Source organism: Streptosporangium canum (assembly GCF_900113865.1).
GTDB lineage: Bacteria > Actinomycetota > Actinomycetes > Streptosporangiales > Streptosporangiaceae > Streptosporangium > Streptosporangium canum.
Map to the genome: position 1 here is coordinate 36,587 of NZ_FOQY01000024.1, position 12,753 is coordinate 49,339.

General features: G+C 72.3%; 11 protein-coding genes. 5 read left to right on the top strand and 6 right to left on the bottom strand.

Annotation, left to right across the window (positions count from 1 at the left end; all coding sequences use genetic code 11):
- Positions 1-128 precede the first annotated feature (128 nt).
- Positions 129-1,220 (top strand): winged helix DNA-binding domain-containing protein, encoded by a 1,092-nt coding sequence (locus BM085_RS28875; protein WP_093890028.1) that lies wholly within the window; start codon positions 129-131, stop codon positions 1,218-1,220.
- Between the two features lie 33 nt (positions 1,221-1,253).
- Here BM085_RS28875 and BM085_RS28880 read toward each other — a convergent pair whose 3' ends face one another.
- On the bottom strand, positions 1,254-2,165 hold the full coding sequence (locus tag BM085_RS28880; RefSeq protein ID WP_093890029.1) for a D-alanyl-D-alanine carboxypeptidase family protein: 912 nt from the start codon (positions 2,163-2,165) through the stop codon (positions 1,254-1,256).
- A gap of 139 nt (positions 2,166-2,304) precedes the next feature.
- Between BM085_RS28880 and BM085_RS28885 the strand changes: the two genes are divergently transcribed.
- Positions 2,305-2,502 carry a YegP family protein gene (locus BM085_RS28885; protein WP_093890030.1) on the top strand — a complete coding sequence of 66 codons (198 nt, stop codon included), beginning with the start codon at positions 2,305-2,307 and terminating at the stop codon, positions 2,500-2,502.
- Positions 2,503-2,542: 40 nt separating this feature from the next.
- Here BM085_RS28885 and BM085_RS28890 read toward each other — a convergent pair whose 3' ends face one another.
- Entirely contained in the window at positions 2,543-3,073 is a 531-nt protein-coding gene (locus tag BM085_RS28890; protein ID WP_093890031.1) for a DedA family protein, read from the bottom strand.
- Between the two features lie 149 nt (positions 3,074-3,222).
- On the opposite strand from BM085_RS28890, the gene BM085_RS28895 reads away from it, so the two are divergent.
- Positions 3,223-3,744: a hypothetical protein gene (locus BM085_RS28895; RefSeq protein ID WP_143121114.1), complete on the top strand. Its 522-nt coding sequence runs from the start codon at positions 3,223-3,225 to the stop codon at positions 3,742-3,744.
- Here the strand turns inward: BM085_RS28895 and BM085_RS46965 are convergent.
- The 3 genes from BM085_RS46965 to BM085_RS28910 are packed head-to-tail and all read right to left on the bottom strand — an operon-like array spanning position 3,734 to position 9,046.
- The gene (locus tag BM085_RS46965; protein ID WP_281249877.1) at positions 3,734-7,117 is read right to left on the bottom strand and encodes an ATP-binding protein; all 3,384 of its coding nucleotides are present in this window, start codon (positions 7,115-7,117) and stop codon (positions 3,734-3,736) included. The genes BM085_RS28895 and BM085_RS46965 overlap by 11 nt on opposite strands.
- Before the next feature lie 41 nt (positions 7,118-7,158).
- Positions 7,159-8,220 (bottom strand): lysylphosphatidylglycerol synthase transmembrane domain-containing protein, encoded by a 1,062-nt coding sequence (locus tag BM085_RS28905; protein WP_093890033.1) that lies wholly within the window; start codon positions 8,218-8,220, stop codon positions 7,159-7,161.
- Between the two features lie 34 nt (positions 8,221-8,254).
- The gene (locus BM085_RS28910; protein ID WP_093890034.1) at positions 8,255-9,046 is read right to left on the bottom strand and encodes a PIG-L family deacetylase; all 792 of its coding nucleotides are present in this window, start codon (positions 9,044-9,046) and stop codon (positions 8,255-8,257) included.
- A gap of 102 nt (positions 9,047-9,148) precedes the next feature.
- On the opposite strand from BM085_RS28910, the gene BM085_RS28915 reads away from it, so the two are divergent.
- Positions 9,149-10,267, top strand: coding sequence for a glycosyltransferase family 4 protein (locus BM085_RS28915; RefSeq protein ID WP_093890035.1), 1,119 nt, complete (start codon positions 9,149-9,151; stop codon positions 10,265-10,267).
- A 158-nt stretch (positions 10,268-10,425) separates the two neighbouring features.
- Here the strand turns inward: BM085_RS28915 and BM085_RS28920 are convergent, their stop codons facing one another.
- On the bottom strand, positions 10,426-10,812 hold the full coding sequence (locus tag BM085_RS28920; RefSeq protein WP_143121115.1) for a hypothetical protein: 387 nt from the start codon (positions 10,810-10,812) through the stop codon (positions 10,426-10,428).
- Positions 10,813-10,945: 133 nt separating this feature from the next.
- Here BM085_RS28920 and BM085_RS28925 point away from each other — a divergent pair, with 133 nt between their 5' ends.
- Complete coding sequence (locus BM085_RS28925) at positions 10,946-12,313, top strand: APC family permease (RefSeq protein WP_093890037.1); 1,368 nt, start codon at positions 10,946-10,948, stop codon at positions 12,311-12,313.
- Positions 12,314-12,753 lie beyond the last annotated feature (440 nt).

Here is a 12,753-nt window from a genome sequence, read left to right on the forward strand (position 1 = left end):
TGGGCCGAGGTGTGCGGCCCCTGGCCGCGGGAGGCGGGCGACCCGCGCCGGACGGGACCCCGCGTCACGGCCGGTCCGCTCAGCCGTACCTGCCGGCGGTTGTCAGGTACGGGTGCCAGCATGAACGCATGGAAACCCTCACGACGCGACGCCTCAACCGCGCGACGCTGGCCCGTCAGATGCTCCTCGCGCGGGAAAGAAGCGATGTCGTCACGGCGGTGGAACGGCTCGGCGGCATGCAGGCGCAGGAGGCCAGGCATCCGTTCACCGGCCTGTGGACGCGGCTGGAGGGGTTCCGCCGCGAGGACATGCACCGGGCGCTGCACGACCGCCTCCTCGTGCGCGCCACGATGATGCGCGCCACACTGCACCTGATGAGCGCGGCCGACTACGCGGCGTTCCGCCTGACGCTGGGACCCGCGCTCGCCTCCGCGGCGACCGGCCGCGGCGAGCTGTTCGCGGGAGTGGACCTCGACAGGCTGCTGCCCGTGGCCCACGCGCTCCTCAAGGAACGGCCCCGCGACTTCAACACGCTGCGCGACCTGCTCCAGGCGGAGTTCCCCGAGGCCGGTGACCGCGGGCTCGGCTACGCCGTACGGACACAGCTGCCGCTGGTCATGGTGCCCACCGAGGACCGGTGGGCGTTCCCCCGGACGGCGGACTTCGCGCCGGCGGACGTCTGGCTGGGCGCGGAGCTGTCACGGGAGCCGGTCGAGGCGCTGGTGCTGCGCTACCTGGCGGCCTTCGGCCCCGCCACCGCCGCCGACGCGCAGACCTGGTCCGGGATCAAGGGGCTGCGCGCCGTGCTGGACGGCCTCCGCCCGGGGCTGCGCGTCTTCCGCGACGAGCGGGGCCGCGAGCTGTTCGACCTCCCCGACGCCCCGCGCCCGGACGAGGACGTCCCGGCCCCCGCGCGGTTCCTGCCCGACTTCGACAACCTGGTGCTCGCGCACGCCGACCGCACCCGGCTGATGGCCGAGGAGTATCGCGGGCGGCTCACCACCAAGAACCTCCGCGTGCGGGCCACGTTCCTCTGGGACGGATCCGTGTGCGGCACCTGGCGGATCGACCGCGAACGCGACACCGCCGTCCTGCGGATGACCCCCTTCGAGCCCCTGCCCGGCGGCGCCGTCTCCGACCTGACCGAGGAGGCCGGCGCCCTGCTGCGCTTCGCGGAACCGGACACCGCGACCCTGGACGTCCGGATCGAGGACCCCTGACACCCCGGGACGCCCGCGCCGTACGGCCGCTCGCTAGAGGTCCTCGGTGATGTCGGCCTCACTCGCCACCTGGTCGCCGGCCCAGTCCAGCAGCCGGCCGGCGGTCTGGAAGCGCCGGTCGGCCCGGGTGTCGCCGAGGATGACACCGATGAGCCGGTGGCCGTCGCGGTCGGCGGCGAACGACAGGCAGTAGCCGGCGGCCCGGGTGTAGCCGGTCTTGACGCCCAGGGCGCCGGGCGCCTTGCCGAGCAGCTTGTTGGTGTTGGTCCAGACGTGGGCCCGATGCGCCTTCGACTTGCGTACGACGTGGCGCCGGGTGGAGGCGATGGTCCGCAACACCGGATCGCGGAGCGCGACGTCGGCCAGTTTGGCCTGGTCCTGGGCGGTGGAGTAGCCGGGACTCGGCTTGGGCAGCCCGTCGGAGTTGCCGTAGCGGGTGCCGGCCAGACCCAGGGAGCGGGCGGCGGCGTTCATCTTGGCCACGAACCTGCTCTCGCCCGGACCGTAGACGCGGGCCAGCGCGTGGGTGGCGTCCGCCCCCGAGGGGAGCATCGCCCCGTAGAGCAGCTCCCTGACGGTCAGGCGCTCACCGGCGCGGAGCGCCGCGGCGGTCGCGTCGTTCGTCGCCGCGTGCCGGACGTCACCGGCGTTGATCGTGACGATGTCGTTCAGCCCGGCCTCCCGTAGCACGACGTAGGCCGTCATGACCTTCGTCAGGCTGGCCACCGGCATCCGGCGGGTGGCCTGCTTGCTGAGATGGACCGTTCCCGTGCCGGGGTCGAACAGGTAGGCGGCCCGCGCGGGCACCGCCGGAACGGCCGTTTGGTGGGCGGCCGGCCGGACGAGCTGCTGGGCGCCCCGCTCGGCGTGGGCGGGCGTGGCGAGCCCGGTGGCCAGGGCGGCGAGAGTGGCGCAGACGATGAGACGGATTCCCCCGTTTTGCATGGGGCCATGGTGACAGAGGTGACCGTCAATATGCGGATCTTGGGATTTTGGCTATTGAAACGTTGACATCCGCGCCGGATGGCGGAGATCGGGGTGGAAACCATCCTTACCAGGTTTGCTCGATTCGGGGAGAGATGACATGGCAGGAAAGTTCGTGATCACCAAGGACAAGCGCGGCGAGTTCCGCTTCAAACTCGTCGCGGACAACGGTCAGGCCATCGCGGTCAGCGAGGGCTACAACACCAAGGCGGCCTGTGTGAACGGCATCGAGTCGGTCCGCAGGAACGCTCCGGACGCGAAGATCGACGACTCGGCGCTCACCGCCGCCACGGTCTGAGTTCCGTGAGCCCGGCCCGCGCCACGCGGGCGGGCCGGGCTCACACGTTGGCGAGCTCCTCCGCGCGCTGTGCGGCCCGGCGCCGGCGACGCCGGTGGACGACGACGGCGATCAGGGCGACCGCCGCCACGGCGGCCACGCCCGCTAGGAGCGGCGACTCGGCGGCCAGCCTCAGCCAGCCCCAGATCACCGAGTAGAGGCCGAAGGACGTCACCGGGACCCAGGTCAGGCAGCCGAGCGCGCTGGCCACGACGTACCAGGGGTAGGAGATCCGCAGGGCCCCCGCCACCCAGGGCAGCGTGTGCCGCAGGCCGGGCACCCAGAAACAGCCGTAGACGGCGAGCGCGCCCCACCTCCTGACGGCGTTCTCGACCCTGAGGATGCTCTTCTCGCCGACCTTCCGGCCCAGGCGGGAGGCGTAGATCTTGGGGCCGAGCTTGTAGCCGACCCAGTAGTAGGCCTGGAACGCGCAGAAGAGGCCGATCGCGCCCAGGACCACCCAGAGCCAGAGCGGCATGCCCAGGACGGAGAGGGAGTTGGGGTCGGTGATGTCCGCCGCGAGAAGCCGCATCCGACCATCCCTCCTTCGGTCCGCTGTCCGCATCCGATATTAGGACAGGCTTACCTGAATTAATACTGCGGGATCCCTGCAAGCGGACATCAAGCAGAGATCAACCATCACGGCATACACCTGTGAGTGACGAAGGAGAGGTGTCTGTCATGAGTCCGCGGAGCAGTATCGCGCCGGTGGTGGCGAGTGGGACCGCAAGCGTCGTGAAGCTGCTGGTGGCCACGCTGGCCTTCATCGGAGCCTACGCGGGAGTGGAGACTTCTCACGTCGCCTCCGTCCAGGCGCCGGCGGGCGTGGCGGCGCGGACGCAGCCGGTGACCCTGTCGTCGGAGTCGGTGCCGGCCGCCACGGTGGAGGCCCCGGCCGCCGGCACGATCGCCGTCAGCGCCCTCGGCGTGTCCCGGCCGTGCCACCGGCCCTACCTGATCCGCAGCGTGATCGACAACCCCCGGCCCGACAGCGCCCTCTCGTACGGCTGGCGCCTGCAGCGCTGGAGCACCACCACCCGGACCTGGCGGACCTACCTCACCAGCCACTCCGGCTTCGCCGGCCGGAGCCAGGCCGCCGAGTGGCAGCCGAGCGTGGTCGACAACCCCGGCTGGTACCGCGCGGAGCTGGCGGTGTCCGGCGGCGCCAGGCTGCGCAGCGCGAGATTCCTCGTCAGCTGCTGAGCGAGCGCTGCGCGGCCTCGACCCAGCGCGTCACGCCGACCCGCCGGGCCACCGCGAGCGCCTTGTCGTAGTGCGGCTTCACCGCCTCGGTGAAGCCCAGCCGGAGGGCCAGGTCGCCGAGGGTCAGCGCGACCGGCCACAGCGCCACCACGCCGGTGCCCGCCCCCGCGATCCGCTCGGCGAACGGCTTCAGGGTGTCGTAGGCCTCGACCATCCGCTCCCGGTCGTCCAGCAGCATGCCCGCCAGGGCCCGCCAGATCATCGCCAGCTCGTAGAGGAAGTCGGGGCGGACCGGGGTCTTGACCGCGATGACCGCCCGCGCGTCACGCATGTGCCCGGCCGAGGCCAGGGCCACCGCGTAGGCGTCGAGGGTCCACTTGGCTCCGCGCTGGTGGGCCTCGGCCAGGGGCTCCACCATGTCGGCGGCCCGGCCGTTGACCAGGTGCAGGCAGAACGTGGTGATGAGCGGCAGGTCCTGGCGGCCCTCCAGCATGCCGGCCCGTGCCGTCAGCCGGGCGGCGTCGCGGTAGGCGCGCTCCGCGCCGGTGAAGTCACCGGCGATCATCAGGCGCTGCCCGGCGTACCAGGCGCCGACCGCCGCCGGCGCGGGCAGGCCGTACTGCCTGGCGAGGCGTTCGGCGGCGGCCACGTGCGCGTCGGCGTCGGCGAACGCACCCGAGGCGGCCGCGCACTCCATCAGCACGAGATGGGCCAGGGCCTGCACCGAGACCTGGCCGGTCGTCTTGCCCACCTCCAGCAGCTCCCGGCCGATGACCTCGCGCTCGCCGACCGGGGTGATGCCGTAGGACTGGCGCAGCCGGCCGCTCAGCGCGGTCGCCAGCAGCGCGGGGTCACCGCTCCGCCGGGCCAGCTCCTCGGCCTCCAGCGAGGCCTGCTCGCCCCGGGGGGTGGCGGAGCCCTCCAGCTCCAGCGCGAGCGTGGCCAGCAGGCTCGCCCGTAGCGCCTGCTCGCCGGAGGGCAACTCGACCAGCGCCTTCTCGGCGACGTCGACGATCTCCCACGCGGTGCGGGTGAAGTCGCGCGCCATGCCCTTGTGCGGCACGGCCAGGGAGGCCGCCACCCGGGCGGTGAGCTCCAGGTTTCCCAGCGGCAGGGCCGCGTCCATCGCCTCGCGCCGCCGCATGCGGGCCGCGGCCATGTCGCCGCAGAGCGCCAGCGCCTTGATCAGGCTCAGGGTCAGCAGCAGGCGTTCCCTGGTGCTTTCCGGGGTGTCGGTGACGCCCGACCGGTCGAAGGCGGCGATGGCCTGCTCCCGCAGCGAGGCGGCCTCGCGGTGGGCGAAGCGGCGCTCGGCCTGCTCGGCGGCCAGCCCGGCGTAGTGCACCGCCTTGATGGCCGTCTCGGCGGTGCCCGCCGCGTCGTAGTGGTGGGCGAGCGCGGCCACGTCGCCGGGGTTCCTGCGCTCGATCACCGCGGCCACCGAGGCGTGCAGCCGGGAGCGGCGCAGCCGGGAGGCGTCGGAGTAGAGGGTGTCGCGGACCAGGTCGTGGTCGAAGCGGAGCATGCCGGGGCCCGGCTCGGTGACCAGCCCGGCGAGCAGCGCCGCCTCCACGGCGTCGACCACGGCGTCCTCGTCGCCCGTCACGTCGACCAGCACGTCCACGTCGACGTCACGGCCGATCACCGCGGCCTGCAGCAGGATCTGCTGGGCCGCCGCGGGCAGCCGCGAGATCCGCCGCCGCAGCACGTCGCGGACGCCGGAGGGCACCCCGGAGATCACCTCGGCGGCCGTCGCGCGGTCGCTCACGGCCTCGGCGTCGAGCAGGCGCACGGTCTCCCGGACGAAGAACGGGTTGCCCGCGGTCCGCTCGACGATGCTGTTGACCGCGTCCTCGTCCACCTCGCGCACGCAGGTCGCCCGGACCAGCTCGGCCACCGCCTGGGGATCCAGGCCGGCCAGGCCCACCCGGACCGGCCCCAGCCGGGCCAGCGCGGCCAGCACGTCGGCCTGCTGGTCGCTCAGCTCGCTGTCACGGCAGGTCACCACCAGCAGAACCCGGCTGGTGGCCAGCAGGCTCGGCAGCGCGCGCAGCAGCGCCAGGGTCTGGTCGTCGGCCCAGTGCAGATCCTCCAGCGTCAGCAGGATCGGGGTGTCCTTGGCGACGGCCGCCAGATAGCCGCCCACCGCCCGGTGCAGCCGGAAGCCACCGGAGACCTGGTCGTCGTCGGGCGCGGGGGCCGCGTCGTCCAGCAGCGGGGCGAGCAGCGGGGCGTACTCCCCGGGCCCGGCCGCGTTCACCAGGGTGCGCAGGATCTCCACCCAGGCCCAGCCGGGAGGGGTGGCGCTGCTGTCGGGGCAGGCGCCGGAGGAGGTGCCCCAGCCGTCGTCGGAGAGGCGCTTGGTGAGCTGGCGGACCAGCGTGGTCTTGCCCGCGCCCGCGTCGCCGCTGATCACCGCGACGGTGAAGCGGCCGGTCCGGGCCGCCGCCGTGGTCAGCCGGTTGAGTTCGGCGTCCCGGCCGACGAACGGCTCGGGCTCCAGCGGCGGCAGCTCCACCGGCGCCGCGGTGGGCCGGGGCGGCCAGGTGTCGGCGGGCACCGGAGGGCGCTGACGGCCCGTCTGCGAGACGGCGAGCTGCAGGCCGGGGTCCTGGGCCAGGATGTCGGACTCCAGCTTGCGCAGCGCCGGGCCCGGGTCGATGCCCAGCTCGTCGGCGAGGATCGTGCGGGCCCTGCGCAGCGCGGCCAGCGCGTCGCCCTGCCGTCCGCACCGGTAGAGGCCGAGGGCGAGCAGCCGCCAGCCCTCCTCGCGGAGCGGATGCTCGGTGGTCAGCGCCTCCAGGTCGGGCACCGCCTCGGAGGCCATGCCCAGGCGCAGGCCGCTGTCGGCGTGCCGCTCACGGGCCACCAGGCGCAGCTCGGCCAGCCGGTTGACCTCGGCCTCGGCCCACGGCTGGTCGGCGAAGTCGGAGTAGGGGGTGCCGCGCCACAGGCCCAGGGCCTTCTCCAGGCGGACCCGCGCCGAGGAGGGGTCGTCGCCCTCCAGGTGCTCTCCGGCGGTGCGGACCAGCGCCTCGAAGCGCAGGGCGTCCACCTGGTCGGGGGTGACCCGCAGCGCGTAGCCGGAGGCGACCGTCACCAGCAGCCGGTTGGGGCCCCCGCGCGGGCGGCCGGGTTCGAGGACCCGGCGCAGGCGGGAGATGTAGACCTGCAGGCCCGACTGCGCCCCCTTGGCGGCGTCGTCGTCCCACAGGTCGTAGAGGAGGGAGTCGACGGGCACGACCTGCCCGCGCGCCACCAGCAATCGGGCGAGGACGGCACGCTGCCGCAGCCCGCCTAGGTCGAGCTCGTCCTCATCGGAATGCGCCTCGACCGGACCGAGAACCCGGAACGCCACCATGTCAGCCGCCACGCTATGCGGGCCTTCGAATCGCGCACAAGGTATTTCCCAATCTAGCGGCTGATGGGCTCCTTGTCGGAGGCCGAGGCGGCGTTCTCACGCCGGCGCAGAAGCGCCCACGCGCCGAGCGCCAGGCCGCCGAAGGGGATTTCGACAGTGTAGGTCCAGAAGCCGAAAAGCAGCGCAGCGGCGGTCGCGGAATCGAGCGGCGCACCGAAGAAGACCAGCGCGCCGACGGTCCCCGCCTCCATGATCCCGGTCCCGCTCGGGGTAACCAGGGCGGTGGTCAGCACCCTGGACAGGGCGAACACCGCGATCGACTGCGCCAGCCCCGGATAGGCGCCGGTGGCCTGCAGGCAGCAGACCAGGAGCAGCCACTGCAGCCCGAGGAAGAAGACCATGCCCAGGGTCAGTCCCCGCCAGCGGTGCCGTACGACGTCGGAGGTGTCGGCGCGCAGCTTCTCCAGCGCCCGGGAGAGGGTGTGCTCGGCGGGGCGCACCCCGCGGGGGAGCAGCCGGGCGACGGCGTCGAGGGCGCGGCCGAGCACGGCGGCGGCGCGGTCCCAGTAGAGCGCGGCGGCCACCACGACGACCAGGGCCAGCAGGGAAAGCGAGCCCACCCAGCCCGCGTTGGTCACGGCCGGGCTGAGCTCCTGCCCGCTGAGCAGCAGGGCCACGATGCCCACGGCGGGCAGGACGAACCGGAACATGGTGTTCCAGATGCCGCTGGAGAGCGTGGAGACCACGACGGCCCGTAACGGGAAGCCCCAGCCCTTGGTCATCGCGATCGTCATCGCCACCCCGGCGGCGCCGCCGAACGGGAGCAGGTTGCTCACCGCGCTGCCGGCCGCGTTCAGCGTCAGGGCCTGCGAGTGGGTGAGGCCGGGCAGGGAGGCGGTCAGCACGAACGTGTAGGCCAGCAGGCTCGCCAGCCAGACGACGGCCATCAGGGCGACCATCTGCCAGCTCAGCCTGGCGAACTGGGCGCCGATCTGCGTCCAGGAGACGTGCTTGCCGGTCAGTGCGGCCACGATCTGCGGCAGGAAGCGCACGAGCGTGGCGGCGAGCGCCAGAGATGCGACCGACAGTCCGATCTGGACCCACTTGTTCTTCATGTAACCCCCTCGACCAAGTGTGCCGGTCTGCGGCTCATCCTTTGGGAGGAACTTCGAACGGGTGCCTCAGCCTCGTGCCGGGCGGCAGGCCGCGCCGGACGTACCACTCGGTGCCGAAGACGAGACGGTAGAGGGGCTGGGGGATCTTGAGCATCGCGCCCAGCGTGCGGGTGTCCGCGCCGGTGGCCTGGGAGGCGTGGGCGGCCATGCTCGCCCGCTTCTGGCGGGCGAAGCGCCGCACGCCGACCCGGTGGGTGATGGTCTCGCCGGGGGAGTAGGCCCGCTCGAAGGAGCGGATGTCGAGCTGGGGGTAGAACCTGCTGACCAGGCGGAGCCCCTTGAGCAGGGGGTCGCGGTTGACCGTGGCCTCCAGCACGATCGGGGTGCCCGCGATCTCGGCGGCCCGGCCGCCGACCCGGTGGACCTGGACGTGGTCGGGGTGCCCGTAGCCGCCGGCCGGATCGTAGGTCGTCAGCAGGTCGGCGTCCTCCTCGGTGAGGATCGCGGCCAGGCGCCGGGCCGCCTCCTCGACGTCGGCGTCGATGAACGCGTTGTCCGGCCGGTCCTGCGCCGTCCCGCCGCCGGGGGCCAGGCCGGAGTCGCCGTAGCCCAGGTTCACCACCCGGGCGCAGCCGAGCGCCGCCGCCGACTTGTACAGCTCGGCGATGCGCGCTGCGCCCAGCGCCTCACCGGGTTCGAGGTCGGCCTGGCCGCGCTCCCCGGAGGTCGCCACGACGAGGACCACCCGGTGCCCCTCGGCGGCGAGCATCGCCATGGTGCCCGCCGTCAGCAGGGCCTCGTCGTCGGGATGGGCGTGGAAGAACACAGCTGTCTTGACGGTGTCGATTGCTGCTCACTCCGTTCGGGCGGTCCGTGCCCGCCCCTGCGGACACGCAGGCATGATCTCACGCGGGGCTACGCTGGCACGGTGAGGATCCTCCACGTCAGTGACTGTTACCTGCCGCGCCTCGGCGGGATCGAGGTGCAGGTCGGCGATCTGGTCCGGATGCAGAGGGAGGTGGGTCACGAGGTCGAGGTGGCGACCGCCACCCCGGGCGAACCCCTGCCCGGCGTGCACCGGATCGTGGCGAAACTCCCCTTTGATCTGCCGGTCCACCCGTTCGGGGTGGGCCACCTGCTGCGGTTGATGCGGGCGCGCCGCCCCGACGTGGTGCACGTGCACACGGGGGCGGTCTCGCCGTTCGCCTGGATGGGCGTCCGCGCGGCCGTCCGCCTGGGGCTGCCCGTGGTCGTGACCGTGCACAGCATGTGGGACCCGGTCACCCGGGGCGTCTACCGGGGCCTGCGGCTGCTGTTCGAATGGCACCGCTGGGGGCTGGTGGGCACCGCGGTGAGCGAGGCCGCGGCCCTGCCGATCCGCGCGGTCGCCGGTCGCCGGGTGCCGGTGCACGTGGTCTCCAACGGGCTCGACGTCTCCGGCTGGCGTTCCTCCGCCCCGGTACGGCACGGGCCCGGCGACGGGGCCGTGCACGTCGTCGCGGTGGGGCGGCTGGCGCCCCGCAAGCAGCCGGTCCGGCTGCTCAGGCTGCTGAAGGAGGCCCGCGCCCAGGTGCCGCGGGAGACGCCGATGCGGGCGACCATCGTCGGGGACGGCCCGGCGCGCTCGCAGATGGAGCGCTACCTGCGCGCCAACGGGATGGGCGGCTGGGTGTCGCTGCCCGGACGCTACAGCCGCGAGCGGATCCGCGACCTGCTCGCCTCGGCGGACGTGTTCGTCGCCCCGGCGCCCCGCGAGTCGTTCGGGCTGGCGGCGCTGGAGGCCAGGTCGTCGGGCATCCCGGTGGTCGCGCGGGCCCAGAGCGGGGTGGCCGACTTCGTCCGGCCGGGCAAGGAAGGGCTGCTCGGGGAGAGCTTCGAGGACCTGGTGGCGTCGGTCGCCCGGCTGGTCCACGACCGTGAGCTGCGCGAGGCGATCGCGGAGCACAACCGCGAGACCGAGCCCGTCCGCAGCTCCTGGCCGGCGGTGCTGGAGGGCTTCGAGCAGTGCTACGAGGAGGCCCGCGCGGGCCGTGCGGACGGGCGGTAAAGCGGGCCGTACGGACGGGTAGTAAAGGCGGAGCCCCTGCCGTGCGGGGCAGGGGCTCCGGGAGATGTTCGGCACGGCCGTCGCGCCGCGCTGCCCCCCGCAGGCGGAGCGACGGCCGTGCCGCGAGTGCCTCCTCTCCCCGGGAGGCACAGGTCCTGCTAGGCGCAGGCGCTGCCGAACTTGAGGGTGGCCTCCTGCGACTTCTTGCCGATCTCCTGGATGGCCGCGGCGGAGGCGCCCGGGTCCTTCTCGTCGATCTTGAAGGCGGCCCAGGTGGCGGCGAAGCCGTTGAGCGCGCTGGCCAGTTCGCCGTCAGCCTTGCCGGCCAGAGCCTTGAAGTCGTCGGAGAGCTTCTGGTTCACCTCGTTGTACTTGCCGAAGTCGGCGCCGACGGAGGCCACGGACGTGCTGTAGTCCGTCAACAGCTTCGTCGCGCTGGCGCAGGCCTCGGCGTTGGCGCTACCGCCGCAGGCTGCGGTCATGGAGATAAGAGCGGCTCCCGCGACGGTGACGGCGATACGGCGGGAGGAGAGGGCGCTAAGCATTTCTGCCTTTCATTGCATTTCGTGACAGATCAAACTTTAGGCACCCGCCTTGCGGATCACTTTCATGCCGCTTACAGAAGCAGGTTCTTGTGACGCGATGTGATTAGCTTGCTGCGTTGGGTAAGGGGAGGGTATGGCTGAGGCGATCATTGGTTCTGGTCCGGCCCAGCACTCGCTCAAGCGGGTGATCGGACGCAGGGTCCTGCTGTTGTTCGTGGTGGGCGACATCCTCGGCGCGGGGATATACGCCCTGGTCGGGAAGGTGGCGGGATACGTCGGCGGGGCTCTGTGGCTGCCGTTCCTCATCGCCTTCGTGCTGGCCGCGCTGACGGCGTCCGCCTATGCCGAGCTCGTCGGGAAGTATCCGCAGGCCGCCGGGGCGGCGCTTTATGCGAATAAAGCGTTCAATATTCCCTTTGTCACTTTTATTGTGGCCTTCGCCGTGCTGATGAGCGGGATCACCTCGGCGAGCGCCGCGGCCCGGGCGTTCGGCGGTGAATATCTGGCCGAGTTCGTCACGATGCCGGTGGTCGTGGGCGCGTTCATCTTCCTCGGCATCGTGGCGCTGGTGAACTTCGCCGGGATCTCCGAGTCCATCAAGGTCAACGTCGTGCTGACGGTCATCGAGGCGTTCGGCCTGCTGGTCATCATCGCGATCGGGGCCTACGCGCTGCTGGCCGGTGACGGCGAGCCCGCGAGGGCGCTGGAGTTCCATCCGGCCAACGGCGCGTTCCTCGGCGTCCTCGGCGGCACCGCCCTCGCCTTCTACGCCCTGCTCGGCTTCGAGGACTCGGTCAACCTCGCCGAGGAGTCCAAGGACCCGCAGCGCGACTATCCCCGCGCGCTCTTCGGCGGGCTGGTCGCGGCCGCGGCGATCTACATGGCGGTCGCGTTCACCGCGACCATGCTGGTGGACACCGAGACGCTGGAGAGCTCGACCGGCCCGTTGCTGGAGGTCGTCAAGGTCGCGGGCTTCGCCTTCCCGCCCAAGCTGTTCGCGCTGATCGCGCTGCTCGCGGTGGGCAACACCGCGCTGATCAACATGATCATGGCCTCGCGCCTGGTGTACGGCATGGCGCGCCAGGGGATCGTGCCGAAGGTCTTCGCGGCGGTCCATCCCACGAGGTCCACCCCGTGGGTGGCCATCGTGTTCACCGTCGGCATCGCGGCGGTGCTGGTCGCCACCGGCGACGTGAGCAACCTGGCGGACACGACGGTGTTCCTGCTGCTGTGCGTGTTCGCGCTGGTCAACGTGGCCGTGCTGGTCCTCCGTAAGGACGTCGTGGAGCACGGGCACTACCGGGCGCCGAGCTGGATGCCCGCGCTGGGCGCGGTGGTCTGTCTCGTTCTGGCGCTGCCCGTCACGGGTCGCGGCGGCGACGTCTACATCCGTGCGGGCGTGCTGGTCGCCGTGGGCGTGGTTCTGTGGTTCGTGAACCGGCTGTTCCTGGCGGGGCGGGGTGGCTCCGGGGGCGCCTCAGAACGGCAGGAGCCGTCCTGAGGGCGTGCGCAGGTCGAGAGGGGCGGGCTTGCGGGGCGGACGGGGCCTCTGGACGATTCGAACCTTTTTCATCTCATACTCCCTTTTGTTGGAGTTTGAGAGAGACTACGTCAGCCCACCGACAGTTACGCACGCCTCCCGGAGACGGTGACGCCGTGCGGGGCGCCGAGCCGGACCGGCACCTCCACCCGCCTTCGGTTCGATCCGTCCCAGCGCGGGACCGGCGGCTGCCCCGCCCGGTCGCCGGGGCCGGGTCACCTCACCGGTGGGTGTCGGAATAGTCCCGTATGCCCTGGGCACTTCAGGGAGAAGGGGAGAGATCCTCCGGATCTCGCCGGCCCCGCGGAGCGACGGTCGCGCCGCCTCGGAGGGCGGGGAGCCGTCCGGCGGACTCGGCACGGTGGAGGATGCGGTCGGTCTGTCCCCCGCCGAGAGTTGAA

Excerpts from the sequence above, each read along its gene's own strand:
- BM085_RS28885 (WP_093890030.1), top strand. The coding sequence starts at position 2,305 with ATGGCAGGAAAGTTCGTGATCACCAAGGACAAGCGCGGCGAGTTCCGC.
- BM085_RS28875 (WP_093890028.1), top strand. The coding sequence starts at position 129 with ATGGAAACCCTCACGACGCGACGCCTCAACCGCGCGACGCTGGCCCGT.
- BM085_RS28920 (WP_143121115.1), bottom strand. The coding sequence starts at position 10,812 with ATGCTTAGCGCCCTCTCCTCCCGCCGTATCGCCGTCACCGTCGCGGGA.
- BM085_RS28895 (WP_143121114.1), top strand. The coding sequence starts at position 3,223 with ATGAGTCCGCGGAGCAGTATCGCGCCGGTGGTGGCGAGTGGGACCGCA.
- BM085_RS28925 (WP_093890037.1), top strand. The coding sequence starts at position 10,946 with ATGGCTGAGGCGATCATTGGTTCTGGTCCGGCCCAGCACTCGCTCAAG.
- BM085_RS28905 (WP_093890033.1), bottom strand. The coding sequence starts at position 8,220 with ATGAAGAACAAGTGGGTCCAGATCGGACTGTCGGTCGCATCTCTGGCG.
- BM085_RS28880 (WP_093890029.1), bottom strand. The coding sequence starts at position 2,165 with ATGCAAAACGGGGGAATCCGTCTCATCGTCTGCGCCACTCTCGCCGCC.
- BM085_RS28890 (WP_093890031.1), bottom strand. The coding sequence starts at position 3,073 with ATGCGGCTTCTCGCGGCGGACATCACCGACCCCAACTCCCTCTCCGTC.